This window comes from Streptomyces sp. GbtcB7 (genome assembly GCF_019091445.1).
Lineage (GTDB): Bacteria > Actinomycetota > Actinomycetes > Streptomycetales > Streptomycetaceae > Streptomyces > Streptomyces mirabilis.
Genome location: NZ_JAGXJM010000683.1, coordinates 1 through 233 on the forward strand (window position 1 = coordinate 1; position 233 = coordinate 233).

The 233-nt window shown below is 73.0% G+C and carries 1 protein-coding gene; it reads right to left on the bottom strand.

Annotated elements, in window-relative coordinates; all coding sequences use genetic code 11:
* Positions 1 to 164, bottom strand: a 164-nt coding sequence (locus KVT44_RS57225) for a helix-turn-helix domain-containing protein (protein ID WP_217577217.1), incomplete at its 3' end; no start/stop codon positions are given.
* Positions 165 to 233 lie beyond the last annotated feature (69 nt).

Consider the following 233-nt stretch of genomic DNA (forward strand, 5'->3'; position numbering starts at 1 on the left):
TACTTCCCGCGGTCCTTGGCCTGGGCCACCAGACCGCGGTTCTCCAGGCCACCGAGCAGGCGGAAGGCGGGGGACTTGTGCACGTCCAGCTCCTCGGCGATCTCGGTGACGCCGGCCTCGCCGCCCCGGGCGAGGATCTCCAGCACGCTCACGGCGCGGTCCACCGACTGGACGCCGTGGCCGGCCCCTCTCCCGTGCGGCTTCTCGGAACTGTCCCCTGGTGGCTCCGCCTG